Origin of the sequence: Acinetobacter sp. FDAARGOS_515 (genome assembly GCF_003938865.1) — a bacterium.
Lineage (GTDB): Bacteria > Pseudomonadota > Gammaproteobacteria > Pseudomonadales > Moraxellaceae > Acinetobacter > Acinetobacter ursingii.
The window spans coordinates 345,970-361,253 of the sequence record NZ_RKIX01000003.1; the positions used below are offsets into that span (position 1 = coordinate 345,970).

18 protein-coding genes are annotated in these 15,284 nt (G+C 41.6%); 6 read left to right on the forward strand and 12 right to left on the reverse strand.

Going from position 1 to position 15,284, the window contains the following annotated elements:
- The first annotated feature begins 79 nt into the window (after positions 1-79).
- A complete protein-coding gene (locus EGS47_RS03095) occupies positions 80-847 on the forward strand; it encodes an META and DUF4377 domain-containing protein (protein WP_125269173.1) in 768 nt (255 codons plus the stop codon).
- A gap of 74 nt (positions 848-921) precedes the next feature.
- Here EGS47_RS03095 and gdhA read toward each other — a convergent pair whose 3' ends face one another.
- Positions 922-2,325 (reverse strand): NADP-specific glutamate dehydrogenase, encoded by a 1,404-nt coding sequence (gdhA, locus tag EGS47_RS03100; RefSeq protein WP_227613859.1) that lies wholly within the window; start codon positions 2,323-2,325, stop codon positions 922-924.
- Positions 2,326-2,588: 263 nt separating this feature from the next.
- On the opposite strand from gdhA, the gene EGS47_RS03105 reads away from it, so the two are divergent.
- The gene (locus EGS47_RS03105) at positions 2,589-3,383 is read left to right on the forward strand and encodes an RnfABCDGE type electron transport complex subunit B (RefSeq protein WP_125269174.1); all 795 of its coding nucleotides are present in this window, start codon (positions 2,589-2,591) and stop codon (positions 3,381-3,383) included.
- Positions 3,384-4,064, forward strand: a complete 681-nt coding sequence (gene nth / locus EGS47_RS03110) for an endonuclease III (protein ID WP_125269175.1) — start codon at positions 3,384-3,386, stop codon at positions 4,062-4,064.
- 3 nt (positions 4,065-4,067) lie between these two features.
- On the opposite strand, the gene EGS47_RS18345 is transcribed toward nth, so the two are convergent.
- The 4 genes from EGS47_RS18345 to EGS47_RS03125 all read right to left on the reverse strand — a co-directional run bounded on the left by EGS47_RS18345 (position 4,068) and on the right by EGS47_RS03125 (position 6,955).
- The gene (locus EGS47_RS18345; RefSeq protein WP_171455409.1) at positions 4,068-4,244 is read right to left on the reverse strand and encodes a hypothetical protein; all 177 of its coding nucleotides are present in this window, start codon (positions 4,242-4,244) and stop codon (positions 4,068-4,070) included.
- Between the two features lie 68 nt (positions 4,245-4,312).
- Complete coding sequence (gene adk / locus EGS47_RS03115; RefSeq protein ID WP_005003109.1) at positions 4,313-4,972, reverse strand: adenylate kinase; 660 nt, start codon at positions 4,970-4,972, stop codon at positions 4,313-4,315.
- A gap of 83 nt (positions 4,973-5,055) precedes the next feature.
- Positions 5,056-6,372 (reverse strand): hypothetical protein, encoded by a 1,317-nt coding sequence (locus EGS47_RS03120; protein WP_004990497.1) that lies wholly within the window; start codon positions 6,370-6,372, stop codon positions 5,056-5,058.
- 64 nt (positions 6,373-6,436) lie between these two features.
- Positions 6,437-6,955 (reverse strand): hypothetical protein, encoded by a 519-nt coding sequence (locus EGS47_RS03125; protein ID WP_005003108.1) that lies wholly within the window; start codon positions 6,953-6,955, stop codon positions 6,437-6,439.
- Positions 6,956-7,192: 237 nt separating this feature from the next.
- Here EGS47_RS03125 and mrdA point away from each other — a divergent pair, with 237 nt between their 5' ends.
- From mrdA to EGS47_RS03140, 3 genes are read left to right on the forward strand one after another with little or no spacing between them, the layout of a single operon-like run.
- Positions 7,193-9,223, forward strand: a complete 2,031-nt coding sequence (mrdA, locus tag EGS47_RS03130) for a penicillin-binding protein 2 (RefSeq protein WP_005003106.1) — start codon at positions 7,193-7,195, stop codon at positions 9,221-9,223.
- Positions 9,223-9,768 (forward strand): 16S rRNA (guanine(966)-N(2))-methyltransferase RsmD, encoded by a 546-nt coding sequence (rsmD, locus tag EGS47_RS03135; protein ID WP_005003104.1) that lies wholly within the window; start codon positions 9,223-9,225, stop codon positions 9,766-9,768. Before mrdA ends, rsmD begins: the two co-directional genes overlap by 1 nt.
- 38 nt (positions 9,769-9,806) lie before the next feature.
- Positions 9,807-10,541: a sulfite exporter TauE/SafE family protein gene (locus EGS47_RS03140; RefSeq protein ID WP_005003100.1), complete on the forward strand. Its 735-nt coding sequence runs from the start codon at positions 9,807-9,809 to the stop codon at positions 10,539-10,541.
- A gap of 54 nt (positions 10,542-10,595) precedes the next feature.
- Here EGS47_RS03140 and tnpC read toward each other — a convergent pair whose 3' ends face one another.
- The 7 genes from tnpC to ureG all read right to left on the reverse strand — a co-directional run bounded on the left by tnpC (position 10,596) and on the right by ureG (position 15,180).
- On the reverse strand, positions 10,596-12,221 hold the full coding sequence (tnpC, locus tag EGS47_RS03145) for an IS66 family transposase (RefSeq protein ID WP_125269176.1): 1,626 nt from the start codon (positions 12,219-12,221) through the stop codon (positions 10,596-10,598).
- Between the two features lie 74 nt (positions 12,222-12,295).
- Entirely contained in the window at positions 12,296-12,631 is a 336-nt protein-coding gene (tnpB, locus tag EGS47_RS03150) for an IS66 family insertion sequence element accessory protein TnpB (RefSeq protein WP_171455410.1), read from the reverse strand.
- On the reverse strand, positions 12,628-13,011 hold the full coding sequence (gene tnpA, locus EGS47_RS03155) for an IS66-like element accessory protein TnpA (protein ID WP_125269178.1): 384 nt from the start codon (positions 13,009-13,011) through the stop codon (positions 12,628-12,630). Before tnpA ends, tnpB begins: the two co-directional genes overlap by 4 nt.
- An 82-nt stretch (positions 13,012-13,093) precedes the next feature.
- Positions 13,094-13,324: a hypothetical protein gene (locus EGS47_RS03160; RefSeq protein ID WP_125269179.1), complete on the reverse strand. Its 231-nt coding sequence runs from the start codon at positions 13,322-13,324 to the stop codon at positions 13,094-13,096.
- Between the two features lie 136 nt (positions 13,325-13,460).
- Positions 13,461-13,916 carry a hypothetical protein gene (locus EGS47_RS03165; protein WP_005003097.1) on the reverse strand — a complete coding sequence of 152 codons (456 nt, stop codon included), beginning with the start codon at positions 13,914-13,916 and terminating at the stop codon, positions 13,461-13,463.
- 67 nt (positions 13,917-13,983) lie between these two features.
- Positions 13,984-14,556 carry a HupE/UreJ family protein gene (locus EGS47_RS03170; protein ID WP_005003095.1) on the reverse strand — a complete coding sequence of 191 codons (573 nt, stop codon included), beginning with the start codon at positions 14,554-14,556 and terminating at the stop codon, positions 13,984-13,986.
- Between the two features lie 9 nt (positions 14,557-14,565).
- Entirely contained in the window at positions 14,566-15,180 is a 615-nt protein-coding gene (gene ureG / locus EGS47_RS03175; protein WP_004996365.1) for an urease accessory protein UreG, read from the reverse strand.
- Positions 15,181-15,284 lie beyond the last annotated feature (104 nt).

A 15,284-nucleotide genomic window follows, 5' to 3' on the forward strand; every position in this document is an offset into this window, starting at 1 on the left:
AAAGCCTTCATTGTCCTTATTTTATTTCCCCAATAATCCATTAACATACAATCTGTTAAAGTAAATATTGTACACTTGCATGAAAATCAAATACTTAATCCTTGCTCTTTTACCTTTTTCAATTGTGGCATGTCAATCTGTACATCAGAAATCTGCTCCTGTCACTGTGAATGCAGAAAAACAAATGAACGCAAATAAAATTTTGAGTGCTTATACTTGGAGCTACCAGCCTGAAGGTACGCCTCGCCCAATTCAGTTAAATTTCTCAGAAAATCGTCTGAATATTATTACAGGCTGTAATAATCAAGGTGGCTCTTGGAAAGTCGAAAATCACCAATTGATCACTTCCTCGCTTGTTTCAACCATGAAAGCCTGTGAACCTGCACTGATGAAGAATGAGCAATTCTCAAGCAACTTATTTAACGATCAACAGAATAAATTTGAACTCAATACTGCATCGGTTGAACAGCCACGCTTAACCATTATTGCATCGAATGGTCAGAAATATGAGTTTGAAGGCAGCATGACGCCTGAGACTAAATATCAGTCTCAAGGTGAAATTATTTTCTTGGAAATTTCTCCAGAAACCAAACAATGTACTGGCGTAGGTCCACAAACCTGCTTACAGGTTCGTGAAATTAAATACGACAACAAAGGCATTAAAACTCAAGTCGATAAAGATTGGACTTTATTTTATGATCAGATCGAAGGCTATCAGCACCGTGATGATCAACGTGTGATTATTCGTGTTAAACGTTACGAACGCAAAAACCCTGCGGCTGATCAGTCAAAATATGCTTATGTGCATGATATGACCGTTGAACAAGAAATCGTAAAGAAACCATAAATCCATAATGGATTCAAAAAATCCGATGCACTTCACTTTGCATCGGATTTTTCATTTAAAATATGTGGATTATTTTAAAAGACACCTTGTGCCAGCATGGCATCCGCCACTTTTACAAAACCTGCAATGTTGGCGCCATCTACATAATTCACTGAACCATCTTCTCTGGTTCCATACTTGACACAGTTGGCATGAATATCTTTCATAATTAGATGTAAACGCTCATCAACTTCGGCATGTGACCACGATAGACGAATCGCATTTTGCGACATCTCTAAGCCTGAGGTTGCAACGCCACCCGCATTTGAGGCCTTACCCGGGGCATATAAAATTTTAGCTTGGATAAATTTTTCCACGGCTCCCAGTGTTGAAGGCATATTTGCGCCTTCTGCCACACAGATGACCCCATTTTGAATGAGAGTCACGGCATCCTCAGCATTTAATTCATTTTGAGTGGCACATGGCAAAGCAATATCGACTGGAATATGCCACGGTGTTTTTCCTTCAAAATATTCAAAACCATGTTTAGACGCAAACTCAGAAATACGACCACGCTTTATATTTTTGAGTTGCATGACTTCAGCAAGCAACTCATCATTAAAGCCATTTTTTAGATAAACTGTGCCGTTAGAATCAGACAACGTCACTACTTTTGCCCCTAAGAACATGGCTTTTTCGGCAGCGAACTGCGCAACATTACCTGATCCTGAAATCGCAACCGTTTTACCCTGAAAATGTGTGCCCTGAGTTTTTAACATTTCTTCTGCAAAATAGACCGTGCCATAACCTGTTGCTTCAGGACGCATCAAACTTCCGCCAAAAGAAACACCTTTGCCTGTAAATACAGATGAGGTGTTATTACTCAGCTTTTTCATCATGCCTGCCATATAACCGACTTCACGGCCACCAACCCCAATATCACCCGCAGGGATATCGGTATCTGACCCCAAATGACGATAAAGCTCAATCATGAGTGCCTGACAAAAACGCATAATTTCACCTTCAGATTTTCCTTTAGGATCAAAATCTGAACCGCCTTTGCCGCCTCCCATTGGAAGTGTGGTTAATGCATTTTTGAATGTCTGCTCAAAACCCAAAAATTTTAAGATAGATAAATTCACCGAAGGATGAAAACGCATACCGCCTTTAAAAGGTCCAATCGCAGAATTATATTGCACACGAAAAGCACGGTTAACTTGCGTTTGTCCCTGATCATCCATCCAAGCCACACGAAACTGGATGGCACGTTCAGGCTCAATTAAACGTTCTAACAAAGCATAATTTGCATATTCTGGATTTTTTTCAATAAATGGCCACACACTCATCATGACTTCTTCTACAGCTTGCAAGAATTCTGGTTGGTGTGGATCCCGTACTTTTACGGCATTTAGGAAGTCGTTAAGGCTAGTATATTTCAACGCTTCATCCTCAGTAATAAATGATTCAATATTGTGCAAATTTCTCAAAAGATGATAAATTTTAGAGCAACTGATTAAATAATGTTTATAAAATAATCTCAATCTTTATTTTATAAATTATTAAAATATTTTAATTCAAAGCATTATGGTTGGAATTAAACTTTAAGCCACATCACTCCAAAATAAATTTGAATTATTTTAGTGCATTTATGGCGCTAAAATAGATCAATATACTCACCTATATTTCATGCTAAAATATTGCGCTGGTTTGTACACCACATTTACTGCACCTATTTTATCTTTTTCTTTAGTTTGCCAAATCCATGAATGCTGCTATTACGCTAATCCGCGAAGTCGATGCCCTTTTGCCCCAAACCCAGTGTGGTTTATGTGGACATCGTGATGGATGTTTACCTTATGCAAAGTCCATTGTAGAAGGTGAGGATGCCAATAAATGTATTCCAGGCGGACAGCCTGTCGCAGATGCGCTTGCGATGCAACTAAAACGCCCTCGATTGCAAGCAGAAGCCAGTATCTGGCCCATTCAGGCAGACGGGCGTCCGCAACGCATGAAAGCGATTATTCGTGAAGATGAATGTATCGGCTGCACCAAATGTATTAATGCCTGCCCTGTAGATGCGATCATTGGCAGTGGAAAACTCATGCATAGTGTCCTCAGTGACTTATGTACAGGTTGCGAACTCTGTATTCCACCGTGCCCAGTCGATTGTATCGATCTGGTTGAAGATACTCAGCCCTTATTAACAGATATCCAGAGACAACAAGAGCAAAACGATCTACGACAACGTTACTATGCACATATTCAACGCGAAGAGCAGCAACGTTTAACCCGTAAAGGACCTATTGTTCGTGCTGAAATTGATACTGAACTTTTTGCTCAGTTTTCCAGTGCTGTTGAAGAAGTACCTGTGATTAAATTAATTGAAGATCAGGCAAAAACACCTCCCACATTAGATGCCAAAACCACGATCGAACTAGCAAAACTACGCACTCAAATCAAAAAGCTGGAAAAACAACTCAGCGTCCGCCCAGATCCAGTAAAACAGCAGCAATTGGATCAATTGCAACAACGCTTAGATGAAATTCAGGAGCTTTAAATGCCAGTGAAGAACATGACAAAAAAGCAGATTCAAACCTTTTTTGAACGTTTACGTGAGCAACGACCACATCCGCAAACGGAACTAAACTATTCTTCCTCTTTTGAATTGCTCATTGCAGTGATGCTCTCGGCACAAGCGACAGATGTTAGTGTCAATAAAGCCACCGATAAACTCTATCCTGTTGCCAATACCCCCGCACAAATTTATGCATTAGGCGTTGAGGGGCTGAAGCACTATATTAAAACCATTGGTTTATATAATGCCAAAGCTGAAAATGTGATTAAGACCTGTCAAATTTTACTGGAAAAACATCAAGGCGAAGTTCCTCAAACACGAGCTGAATTAGAAGCACTGCCTGGTGTTGGACGTAAAACCGCAAATGTCGTCTTAAATACAGCTTTTGGTCAGCCTACAATGGCAGTTGATACCCACATCTTTCGCGTTGGCAATCGCACAGGTTTGGCCGTTGGAAAAAATGTACTTGAAGTAGAGCATCGATTGATTAAGGTGATTCCTAAAGAATTTATAGTCGATGCGCATCACTGGTTAATCTTACACGGTCGTTATTGCTGTATAGCTCGTAAGCCTAAATGTAATGAGTGTGTGGTGTCAGATGTCTGCAACTGGCCTGAGCGGTTTGAATTTGGCGCCGCCAAAAACAGTGCTATGAAGCCATAAGACTTATTTGGTTTGTTTGTTTTGAGGGGATCGCAAATGATCTTTTTGCACAGACGGACTTGGTAATTTTTCCTGTGCTTCCTGCTGTTGGACACGTCGCAGCATTTTATAGCTGATATAGACTAAATAACTGAGTCCAATTAAGCTTAAAATCACCAAAAGTGCTAAAGCGATTTTCAAAATTATCGACCTAAAAAAACAAAAAGAGCCCTATCATAACAGAGCTCTTCCAAAACGAATAATCAGACTTATTGGGTTTGGTCTAAAATTGCAAACAAATCTTGTTGTACGTCTTCGATTTTACGTAAACCATCCAGTTTGTCATAAGTCGGTGCATTTTCGCCTGAAGCTGCACGCTCTTCGTAAAAACCAACCAACAACTCAGTCAAAGTATGATAATCAGCCAAACGTTTACGAATGGTTTCTTCCTGATCATCGGCACGTTGAACTAAATCTTCACCTGTCACGTCATCTTTACCGTCCACTTTTGGTGGATTATATTCAATATGATAAACACGACCAGATGCAGGATGCTGACGACGTCCAGATAAACGTTTTACAATCTCTTCATCAGGTACCGCAATTTCAATCACGTGATCAATGGTAATGCCTGCACTTTCCAAAGCTTCTGCCTGTGGAATAGTGCGCGGGAAACCATCAAAGATACAGCCATTCGCACAATCAGGTTGTGCAATGCGCTCTTTTACTAAGCCAATAATTAATTCATCTGATACCAAACCACCAGATTCCATTACACTTTTAGCTTTAAGGCCGAGTTCAGTACCTTCACGAATTGCAGCACGGAGCATATCACCGGTTGAAATTTGTGGGATATCGTAGCGCTTACAGATCAACTGAGCCTGAGTACCTTTACCTGCTCCAGGTGGTCCGAGTAAAATAATGCGCATAACAAAAAATCCTCATTAAGAACAATTTTCAGAATGTCTTGGACTATGGTTGTATAGACCATACCTACCAACATCTAATTAAATTATAAGAAAGCAACAAATAAGTGGATCGTACCAGCAACAAAACCTGTGACCCCACCTAACACAATCAAAATCCACTCATCTTCCTGAAAGGCAGGGCGCAATAGATTTTGAAACTCTTTCGGTGTTAGTTCACGAATACGATCTCGAAACATTTGAAATATTTTCTGTGCGCGGCTTGCATTAAACGCAGGGTCGCATACAGGCACCATCGTAATTTCAATTGATCGATCAATCAAGTCTGTCTTAAGTTTAGCATATTCACGCGGCCCCAAGGAAAGTTGTAATGAAGTTCTTACCAATGGAGTTTCCATAATTTCATTAATATGCCGCTTGACAATTCGACGGGTTTTGTCCTTCTTAGGGCCATACATCATTTCAGTCATGATGGATTTGAGTGTAATCAGATCTTCTGTCACGACACTGGCAAAGACATCCGAGACTTCTTCCTGACGCTTCATGAAAGCACCCTGAACATTGTAGGTGCCAATGCGCGGCAGGATGGGAACAATCCATGGAAACTTACGATCTTGGGTTAAACGGAAAAACTGTGGATAGCGTACGTAGTGCGGTTCTATTGGGTTAAACACCATCCAGATCGCGATCCAGTTGGTTAAAAAGCCCCAGATTGCAGCCCAGAAAGGTACCGTCCAGTGCCACGGTACCAGAAACCAGACCAGCATTTGGAACACACCAAAAAACATCCCAATCAAGGCACTAATATGCCAGATAAAATTGATTTCTTTTTGACCGACTTTTAGGAACATACGTACCATTAAACGACGGTCACCCTCCATCTGGCTGACCACCATTTCCCGCATATTCACAAGTGACTCGACGTTCATGGTCAGCTCAGTCACTAATTCTTTTAATACACCTGGTAATTGTTTATGTGCTTGAGCATAGATACGACGTTTAATCGAATAAGGCAGGTTTTCCCAAAGTACAGCATTACGATCAATCATGACTTCATCAATCAGATGCTCAAGTTCAAATCCCACCTGTTCACCAATGATTCTTGCCATATCTTCTGGATCCATTGCTTCCAGAAATTCACGTAACGAACCTAATTTGGATAAAGTATTATCGGTAATAATGCCAGAAATACGCCCCGCTTTGCGTGGAACAATGCCTTGCCAACCTACGGGTATCGGCCCTAGATGAAAGCCCCAAAAAGTAATTGGGTAAAACACCATTTTTAAAGCCATCCACACGTGCGCCCACGTCACAAATGCAGTTACAGGGATAATACTCAAGACCGCCAGATGATCAGGTCGGTTCAAAAAGGTTTGCCATAATTCACTGACGTAATCTAACATCCATTACTCTCATATTTCGTTCTACTTTATGGGCTTTTACATTTTTTAAAGCTATGATTAAACACTACAAACCAATACTTAAGGTATAGGAAACTTGTAATTTAGGTTCGATATCAGCCACCACATCACCATTGGCATTCTTTAACTTCTCTCCAGTGCCAATACCGACACTAAAGGTACTAATTCGTTCTTTATCCAACCAGACGTAAGCAAGATCAACACCGCCACCTAAACGGGTTTTATCATCACCATCAATTTCTTTGCTTTCGATTGACCCTGCATAAACGCCAAAATAATAACCATTTTTGTTCACGCCAGTCAGATAGTAAGGATATCTAAATCCAATCTGTCCACCCACATTATGGTCATTATTGAGATAAGCACCCAGTTTTGCATAGGCAATGCCATAAGGATTGACCCATTCACCATTTAGATGGACTAGCTTTTGTGTAAAGCCAGCACCTGCATTCCATGTTGATGCACTTCCCTCGGTAAGTTTTGCTTCAGGTTTAAAACGACTGTCATCGGCAAAGGAAAACTGACTAAGTGCAAGAAGCATGACCAAGGGATATATTTTTTTCATTATTTTCTCCATGTGTCCCTAATTATCTGATTTAGGGGATTCCGCTCATCCGTTTGGTGACTTTAACAGAATTATTTTCGTTCTTATATACAGCACATTACAATTTTAATGTCTACAAGGTCAAAAAACGTCACTAAATTTATTTCGTGAATAATTTAAAAATATCCAAAATTCTGACGACGAATGGGTTAAACTTGTCGGCTATTTTTGTGGTCTGCTTTGTCAAGTCAGTTAGGTATGAAACAGCACTTTCCTTTAAAAGATAATCAGCAAGAAAAGCGCATTTATCGAGGGCGAATCTTTTTTGCCATTGGACTGGTTTGCTGCTGTTTGTTATTGCTCTTAAGTCGTTATGCTTATTTGCAAATTGTACATTACGATGAGTTTTCAACGGCTTCTGATAAAAACCGTATCCGCTTACAGCCTCTTGCACCGGCGCGGGGATATATTTATGACCGCAATGGCGTTTTGCTCGCAGATAATTACCCTGTATTTACGGCAACGCTAAGTAAAGCAGATATTGAAGATATGGATGGTACAGTTGCACAACTGATCCCCATTTTAAATCTTTCCCAAGAAGATGTAGACCGCTTTAAGTCGCGTATCAAAACTGCACGTAAAACTGAACGGGTTTCAATTAAGCTGAATCTGACTGAAACTGATATCGCCAAATTCAGTGAAGTGAAATACAAATTCCCCGGGGTGCGCATTGAAACGCAAATGACGCGCTATTATCCACATGGCGATTTATTTGCGCACGTGATTGGTTATGTCGGACGAATTAATGACAAAGAATTAAAATCAATTAATAGTGATATTTACGCAGGAACCAACCTGATTGGAAAAATCGGGGTAGAAAAAACCTACGAAGATTTGCTACATGGAACTCCCGGTTATGAATCGATCGAAGCCGATGCTCATGGTAATGTACTCAGACATTTAGGTCGCAAAGAATCGACTCGTGGCAATGATTTATATTTATCTATAGATTATGGTTTACAAGTGGTTGCTGCCGAACAACTGGCAGATAAACGTGGTGCAATTGTGGCAATCGATCCGCGTACTGGTGAAATTCTGGCACTGGTGTCAAGTCCAAGTTTCAATCCTAACCTCTTTGTTACAGGCATTAGCAGTACAGATTATAGTGCTCTACGTGATAATCTGGATCAGCCCCTCTATAACCGTGCAGTTCAAGGTGCTTATCCACCGGGATCCACCATTAAGCCCATGGAAGCGATGGGTGGCATTCACTATGGTTTAGTCGATTGGGCAACCACCATTAATGATCCGGGTTATTTCCATCTTCCTGGCGATTCGCATAAATTCCGTGACTGGAAAAAAACAGGTCATGGTGTAGTGAATATGCACAAAGCCATTATTCAATCGTGCGATACCTATTTTTATGTACTGTCCTACCAAATGGGCATCGAGCGTATGAATGACTGGATGCGCCAATTTGGTTTCGGTGAAAAAACTGGGGTTGATTTACCCAGCGAAAGTACTGGTTTATACCCAAGTCCTGAATGGAAGCTACGCACTCGAAAAAGCAAATGGCTAAAAGGCGAAACCATTTCCGTCAGTATTGGTCAGGGGGCATTTACAGCGACCCCACTTCAGTTAGCGATGGCAACTGCAATTACCGCCAATCATGGTGCGCATGTCACGCCGCATGTATTACGTGCCACACGTGGTGCAAAAAAATATGAAGTTCATAATGCGCCTGATGGAAAGATTAATTTTAACGGTACCGAACAAGACTGGCTCAACATGCGCGATGCCATGATTGATGTCGTGCAATCAGGTACAGGTCGTGGGATTCGTACACCGCTTTATCAAATTGCAGGAAAAACAGGTACAGCTCAGGTTAAGAGTATTGCACAGGGTAAACGTTATAACGAATCGATACTGACACAGCGCCAACTGGATCATGGTTTATTTGTTGGGTTTGCCCCTGCTGAGAATCCTGAAATTGCCATTGCTGTGGTGTGGGAAAATGGTCGTCACGGTGGTTCAGCTGCGCAACTTGCCAAGCCTGTGTTTGATTATTGGTTGGTCAATCGTAAAAAAGAGCAGATTCGTCCCGCAAATCATCAAATCAGTGGCGGTTTAATGACCGCTGGCATTAAGCCGGGTGAACTTCCAAGTGGTGCATTACTTGAAGCAGATCCAAATGCCAATCCAAACAAGAAAAAGCCTGAGCAACCATCACCAGCGGCATCCGTGCCAACACCTACACCTGTTGTCAATAACGCTGAGGTGACTGAATAATGAAAAATCAGCTCAGAATTATTGGCGGTGAATGGAAACGTCGTGTATTACCTTTTGCGAGTATAAATGGATTACGCCCTACACCAGATCGCGTCCGTGAAACGCTCTTTAACTGGTTAATGTGGGATATTCCAAATGCTACGGTTTTAGATGTCTGTACAGGTTCAGGTGCATTAGCATTTGAAGCTTTGTCGCGCGGCGCGAGTTCTGTTTTGATGATTGAACCTGATTCAACTCAGGCTAAAATACTCAAACAAAATATTCAGCTTCTCAATGCACAGCATTGTGAATTAAAAGTAGCGACTGCACAGTACATCTTACCCAAGCTCAATCAACAGTTTGATGTGGTCTTTCTTGATCCACCCTATGCGCTGGAACTCTGGCAAGAACTTTCTATTTTGATAGATCGGCTATTAAAAGATCAGGCCTATATTTATGTCGAGGCGGACCGTGATCTTCGTCAGCTACAACTTCCCGCTTCATGGCAATTAGTTAAATCCACTAAAGCAGGCACCGTTCGCGCAGGACTTTTCCAAAAAACATAATTTATTCTTATAGAAATAGAAAATGAGATAAAACAGCTATGCAATCATGGTCATTGTTTTTAGTCGGTGCGTGTATTGCAGGTTTTATTCAGGGCCTGACAGGTTTTGCCTTTGCACTGGTCGCCATGTCTTTTTGGGTATGGGCTTTGCCACCTCAACTCGCTGCTCCATTGGTGGTATTTGCTTCCCTTTGGTGTCATATCATTGCGCTAAGTAAGGAACGTCCACATCAGCTTGCTATCTCTCTGGTTATTCCTTATATCATCGCAGGTTTAATTGGTGTTCCTTTAGGAAGTTATCTTTTACATCAGATCAATGCGGAAACATTTAAACTGATTTTAGGTGTTTTTTTGCTGATCTGGTGCCCTATCATGTACTTAGCTCCAGAATTTAAGTCATTAAAACGTTTAGGCAAAAAAACTGATGCCGTAATTGGCTTTTTGGGTGGTGTATTGGGTGGACTCGGTGGTTTTTGTGGATCTTTACCCTCTGCATGGGTGATGCTCAAGGGTTTAAATAAAATTGAACAACGATACATTCTCAGGCATTTTAATTTTGCGATTCAGCTTTTTACTTTTGCAGTTTATATATTTCAGGGAACGGTACAGCTCAATCAATGGCCGTATATTATGATATTAATGATCAGCGTCACCATTCCTGCAATCTTGGGTTCACAGCTATTTTATAAAGTTTCAGAAAAACAATTTAAGCATATCGTGCTGTCTTTATTATTTGCCTCAGGTACGTTTTTAGTAATTTCAACTGTGATTTAACATTTAATTTATTGTGGACGATCGTAAGCGTCCGCTGAATCCCATGCCTATTTTTTAATTTGAGTTGGATTTCCAGCGGTGTGGCAGTAATTCTTCTATTTGGGTCACTTTATGTGTCGGCAACCTTTTCAGAACATCACTTAAATAGGCATACGGATCCAGCCCATTCAGCTTTGCTGACTGGATTAATGTCATGATATTGGCTGCTCGCTGACCGCTGCGCAGCGAACCTGCAAATAGCCAATTCTTACGTCCCAACGCCCAAGGTCGCATCTGGTTTTCCACCCAATTATTATCTATAGGTAGATTGCCATCATCCAGATAGCGGCTTAAAGCTGGCCAACGCTTCAGAGTGTAATTGATGGCCTTGGCGGTTGGAGAACTCGATGGCACAGTCAGTTGATGTTGGTTAAGCCATTCATACAGTTGTTGCATCACCGGTTGACTATGCTGTTGTCGGTATTCGCGGCGCTGTTCTGCCGTACCATCGGTCTTTTTCCTGAGTTCTGCTTCTATCGCATACAGTTTCTGAATCAGCACCAATGCCTGTTCAGCGACCTGACTTTTCCCGGTCACATGCAGTTCATGGAATTTACGACGTGCATGGGCCATGCAGCCCACCTCAATGACCTGGCCTGATTTAAAGCGTGCTTTATAACCACTGTAATCATCACAGACCAGATAGCCCTGCCAGCCTTTCAAGAACTCTTCAGCATGCTGGCCTGAACGACTATCTTGAAAGTCATAGATCACTGCCTGAACTGGATTGTACTGTGTAGTGGCATAGGCCCAGACATAACCTTTCTTCGGTTTTTTCTCATCATCACCCATCCGCATAATGGTGACTGGTGTTTCATCTGCATGCAGCACCTGCTGTTGCAGCACCACCTCTTTTAAGGCATTGGCCAGAGGTTCCAGTTCTACACCGCAGCGACCTATCCAGTCAGATAAAGTGGATCTGGACAGATCAATGCCAGCCCGCTGATAGATCAGGCGCTGACGGTACAGCGGCAAATGATCGGCATACTTCGATACCAGCACATGGCTGAGCAATTCAGGTGAAGCAATGCCTTTATCAATCACATAGGCGGGCATCGCTTGCTGAGTCAGAGTGTCACACTGATCACAGACCCATTTACCACGCACATGCTGTTCCTTATAGAACTGTGCCGGTCTGAAATGTAGTTTTTCACTGATATCTTCGCCGATACGACGCAAGGTGCAGCCACAAGCACATTGGGTTGATGTTGGTTCATGCTCGATACGGATGGTGTGTAGATGATCGGGCAGCAGTCGACGTTTAGGTTTGTTGACTGTGGCTTTGTGTGTCGCTGCATCAGTTTTATCTGCATTCAGCCGTTCCAGTTCCAGATCAACAGCGGCAATATCTTCTTCGACCGCTTCATCCCACAGATGGATTTGTTTTGCGGTGAGATGTTCGTTTTTACTGTTGAATTTGTGCTTTTTAAACAGCGCAAGTTCATGCTCGTATTTTTGATTGAGAATGGAAAGATGCTGAACTTTGGCATCTAATTGCAGATTGGATACTTCAAGATGCTGAACTTTGGCATCTAATTGCTGGTTTGATTGTGCTAGAGACTGATGTTGCATTGCCAACTGTCTAGTAAATTCCAGCAGTTGTTCATGGGTCAGTTGGCTTAAATCAGGCAGTGTATTCATGACCGCAGTATGCCTGAGGTCATGAGAAGAATGAAATAGAACGTTTGGAGAATAGCAACTTGGACCAAGCTAGTTTAGAGCATTGTGACCACTTGCTGTCGTCCAATGCGCTGCCAAGGCAAACCCTGGATCAGTGCCTGTAACTGTTCTGGACTGAGTGCCAGGGTTTCACCCTGATGAACTTTAGCCCAGTGAAATTTTCCCTGTTCCAACCGCCGAGCACACAGCCAGATGCCCAGTCCATCATGTACCAGCACTTTCATGCGATGGCCACGTTTATTACAGAACAGGTAAGCACAATGCGGTTTAATGTAGCCAAAGGCTCTCACCACCTGAGCCATGACAGTATCCATTCCTGCTCGCATATCCATGGGCTGGGTAGACAACCAGATTTCATCGATACGGATCATGTTGTAAGTGCCTTGAGTAATTCTGCTAAAGCAGATATTTCTGATACTTGCCATTTCAAGCCAATTTTTGCTTTTGAGTGGGGTAAAGTAATTTGAACCGTTAACATGCCAGTAGAAATAGGATCTAATGGTGCAGAGCAAGATAAGGCAATAAATGCAGGTTTATTCGGTAGTGGTGAGCGATCATTCCCTAGCTTAGCATCAATTAAGCGAATCCATTTGGATACAAGATTTGTATTCAATCCATGTTGCAAAGCGACCGAAGCAATTGAAACCTCCGATGCTTTACACGCCTGAACGATCTGCTGTTTAAATTCAGCACTATATGTTCTTCGTTTTATCGTAAGAGATGCGATGGATGTCTGGTTATTTGTAGTCATAAATTTAAGTTCCCACTTGTTTTTAAGTGAGGACTAAATTAAGGCTTATAGGACGAATTCATAAGGTGTGTTCAGCGGACGCTTACGGACGATCTAACCGAACGGGTCGTATATCGCGCACTATTTCTTCTTCACGGCGCTCACGTACATCATCATCGTCATTTTGCTGTTGAGGTTGTAAGCTCCAATGTTGTATATGATGAATTGACAATAAATTAGCACTAGCCAAACTGCTTTGTGCCTGAATCGGAACACTCAATATACATCCCAATAGACTCAGTATAACCAAGAGTATTGAACGAAATTTTTTCATTCTCAGTCACCGCATTGCCTCTCAAACTGCAATCAGTCTGCCTGAAACTGCATCGATGAATTTGAAGAAAAGACAAGCAATGTATACTTGTTCGATATCTCTTCTGTTAAAACGGTAAATAAATTTAACTACAATCTTAAAAAGACCAAATCCAGAAAATACGAATCAATTGACCACGATCATAAGGAAAACTTGAAATATATTCATAACCGATTTTATGATCAGCATTAATTTTATAAGTCATCCCATAACCAAATGAAATGGATAAATCATGGGCACTGATATGCTCTGAGCCAGCATTGATCATTTTATTTTTTAAGGCATCGGTATTATAGGCAGTGTAATTATAAATGTTGATCCGTTCATTCGAATAAAAAGGGTTTTTCAGGATTTCATAATCATTTTCTTCTTGATCGTGCTGCTCAGCTAGATGTTTTTGGATTTGATTCAGATCGGTATTTTCAGGATGATGCTGGTCGTCAACAATCTGTTCTTGGTTATTTTCTGCAAAAAAATCATAGGCGTAAACATTGGATAAGCATGTGATTCCACCGACGACCAACAACCCCAAAATGATGTACTGAAAACTCATGATCTGATGAAAATAACCAATAAAAAGGTAGCATACGCTACCTTTAAACTTGAATAAATACAAACGACTAAGTTAAGCCGATCACAGCAACAATCGCAGCCAATCCTGCCATGATCTTACGACCGTAAGGCACATAACGATTGATCAATGCACCCAAGCCAAGTCCTAGCGCATAGAGGATTGCCATACCACAAATCATGCCTAATACCAATCCGACCACATGACCTTGTGGCGCAAGCTCAACACCATGCGCCATACCATGAAAACTCGCCATTAATGCCGCAGCTAGGGGTAAAACACGATAGGATTTGCTCCATAACGCCACGGCTAATACTATCAGCGAAGCAACAATGCCATATTCAGCCATATTTGCAGGCACAATCTGATTGGCACCTAAAACAAAACCAACTACCAAGCTTAGGCTTAAACCCAATATCCCCAAGACTCGCCATTGTTTAGCAACTGTCCAGAGCAAAACACCAAAACCAATCGCCATCACCAGATGGTCAAGTCCCGTAAATGGATGAATCAGACCTTCCCAAAAACCCACATGCGTCTGATCATGCCCGGGATGTGCCATCGCCATCATTGGTAAAAAGCCAAAAATCATAGCCAACACGTGTTTGTTGAATGCGCGCATAGCGCCTCCTTAAGCTTTAAATAAGCCCTGTTTTTCAATAAATTCGATGATCTGATTTAAACCATCTTCAGTTTTCATATTTGAAAATAAAAATGGTTTTTCGCCACGCATACGTTTGGCATCCTGCTCCATCACATCCAGATTCGCCCCAACCATCGGTGCAAGATCGGTTTTGTTAATAATCAGCAAATCAGACTTGGTAATGCCCGGCCCGCCTTTACGTGGAATCTTTTCACCACCACCAACATCAATCACGTATAAAGTCAAATCAGAGAGTTCTGGACTAAAGGTCGCCGCCAGATTATCGCCACCACTTTCAATAATGATTAGTTCCAAACCATCAAACTTTTCACATAAATCATCAATAGCTGCCAGATTAATCGAAGCATCTTCACGAATTGCAGTATGCGGACAGCCACCTGTTTCTACACCCACAATACGGTCGGGTGACATGGCTTCATTACGGGTTAAAAAGTTGGAATCTTCCTTGGTATAAATATCATTGGTCACTACGGCCATATTGTATTTATCACGTAATGCACGGCATAGGTTTAAGGTCAAAGCGGTTTTACCTGATCCGACTGGCCCACCGATACCGATACGTAAAGGACTACGTTCTGTCATAATTATTTCCTATTGCTATAACTGGGTTAAATTTTTTTGGGAGAACATCTTAGATTTCTTTCATTGGGCCTTCTTAATTCTCATTGAGGAAGAAAATAAAGAAA